Source organism: Monashia sp. HAY1-2A (genome assembly GCF_056755315.1).
In genome coordinates this window covers 1-2,199 of record NZ_JBNDHY010000278.1, presented here as the reverse complement: position 1 = coordinate 2,199, position 2,199 = coordinate 1, and the positions used below count along the sequence as shown (strand labels likewise).

At 67.7% G+C, this 2,199-nt stretch carries 3 protein-coding genes; 1 reads left to right on the top strand and 2 read right to left on the bottom strand.

Annotated elements, in window-relative coordinates; genetic code table 11:
* Both ACPYOM_RS21730 and ACPYOM_RS21725 read right to left on the bottom strand, forming a co-directional pair.
* Positions 1-214 (bottom strand): aspartate/glutamate racemase family protein (locus ACPYOM_RS21730; protein WP_481347551.1); only part of this gene is annotated, 214 nt, incomplete at its 3' end.
* Positions 207-1,616 carry a dicarboxylate/amino acid:cation symporter gene (locus ACPYOM_RS21725; protein ID WP_481347550.1) on the bottom strand — a complete coding sequence of 470 codons (1,410 nt, stop codon included), beginning with the start codon at positions 1,614-1,616 and terminating at the stop codon, positions 207-209. The genes ACPYOM_RS21725 and ACPYOM_RS21730, both read right to left, overlap by 8 nt.
* An 86-nt stretch (positions 1,617-1,702) precedes the next feature.
* Between ACPYOM_RS21725 and ACPYOM_RS21720 the strand changes: the two genes are divergently transcribed.
* A partial coding sequence (locus ACPYOM_RS21720) for a GntR family transcriptional regulator (protein ID WP_481347549.1) occupies positions 1,703-2,199 on the top strand: 497 nt, incomplete at its 3' end.

Below are 2,199 nucleotides of genomic sequence, written 5' to 3'. Positions count from 1 at the left end.
CCCAGATTACTACGCGTCTCGTGGGCTCGGAGATGTGTATAAGAGACAGGCCCAGCAGCGCCTCCGTCCGGTCCGGGACGGTGGGGTCGGCCCAGATGACGACGCGGGGGTGGTCCTGGTCCCGGTTCGCGACGGTCATCTGCACCAGCTTCGTGTAGAAGTCGGCGGTGGCGGCCGGCCCCATGCCACCCAGGATGCCGATGACCTCAGTCATGGCCCTGCTGCTGGTCGGGCTGGAGCGGGGTAGGTGTCCCTGCCACTGCGGCCGGCTCTCGACGCGCGGCCGCGTCCTCCGGAAGGAGTTCCGCGGCGGTGGGACGTGCGGACTCGCGCCGCTTCTCCGAGCTGTCGATGACACAGGCGGCCAGCGTGTTGCCGATGACGTTGACGGCAGTACGAGCCATGTCGACGAGGAAGTCCACACCCAGCAGGATGGCGATGCCTTCGGCGGGGATGCCGATGGTTCCGGCCGCGCCGATCAGCACGACGATGGAGGCCGAGGCGACCCCGGCCATGCCCTTGGACATGATGACGAGGATGGCGACCATCACCAGCAGGTGCGGGATCGAGGTGCCCGTGCCGTAGGCGTTGGCGAGGAAGACCAGGGCGATCGCCTGGTAGAGCACGGATCCGTCGGTGTTGAAGGAGTAGCCCAGCGGCACGACGAACGAGGAGGTCTCCCTGCCGACGCCGAGGGACTCGAGGCGGCCGAGCAACGGTGCGAGCACGGCCTCGCTGCTGCGGGTGACGAAGGCGAGACCGACGAGATCGGCGATGGTGCGTAGCATCGTCAGGTAGGGGATCCGGTAGATGCGGGCGATGATCGGGAAGACGACCCCGAGGACGAGGACCAGGCCGAGGTAGACGACGCCGACGAACGCGAAGAGGCTGCCGAGGTTGCCGACGCCGTACTTGGCCACGTCGTAGGCGATGAAGCCGAGCACCCCCAGGGGCGCGAACCGGATGACGTAGCCGACGACGCGGAACATCGCCGTGGCGACGGCGTCCAACACTGTCACCAAGGGCTTGGACGGCTCACCGACGGCGGAGACGGCGATGCCGAGCAGCACCGCGAAGAAGATGACGCCGAGCAGGTTCCCGTCGACCATCGCGCCGAGCAGGTTGGCCGGCACGATGTGCAGGATCAGCTCGTGGAAGTCCACCCCGTGCGCGAGCCCGGCGACCGAGCCGGGGTCGGCTCCCCTGATCGTGGCGCCCAGGCCGAGGTCGAAGCCCTTGGCCAGGAAGACCGCCAGGAACAAGATGACCGTGGTGACGACCTCGAAGTAGAGGATCGCCTTGCCGGCCATCCGCCCGATCTTCTTGGCCGACTCCATGCGAGCGATACCGAGCACGATGAGCGGGAAGACCAACGGGACGACGACCATCTTGACGCCGTTGAGGAACAGGTCGCCGAACAGCTTGAGCTGCTCCCCGACGGCTGGGGCCAGCAGCCCGATGCCGGCCCCGACTGCCACCGCGATCAGCGACAGGACCCCGATCGGGGGCAGCTTGACGCGGCGCTTGGGCCGGTGTGATGGCTCTCTGGCGTCCGTCCTGACGTCGTGCGTGCGTGACGGCGTGTCGGCAGCAGCGACGGTGATGCCCTTCGGCATGATGGCTCCAATATATCGGATACGGTGTGCGTTGCTCAGCGTGCAGGTTCCGGCCATCGGCGTCAAGGGCGTGTACGGTATGCAATATGTTGGACGAGCCGGTAGAGCGTCAGCGCCTGTCCGACGTCGCCTTCGAGCGCATCCGGACGGCGATCATCACGGGCGAGCTGGCCCCGGGTGAGCGCGTTCGCGACGCGGACCTGTCGGCCCGGTTGGGGTTGAGCCGCACCCCCGTTCGCGAGGCCCTCATGCGTCTGGCCAACGCCGGTCTCATCGAGGCGAGGCCGGGAGTGCACACCCGCATCAGCAGGCTGGACCGTGCCGAGGTGGAGGACACCTTGGCCGTCCTGCGGCAGCTCGACGAGCTCGCCGTCTCGACCGCCGTTCCTCGGTTGACCACCGAGCAGCTGGCCGCGATGCGTCAGGCTCAGGACCGTTTCATCCAGGCTGCCCAGAGTGAGGACGTCATGGCCGCGCTGCAGGCCGATGACGAGTTCCATGGCGTCATCCAGGACGCCGCGAACAACCCGGTCCTGCGACGGCTCACGGACCAGACGCACCCCGTGGTGCACCGCATCCTCTA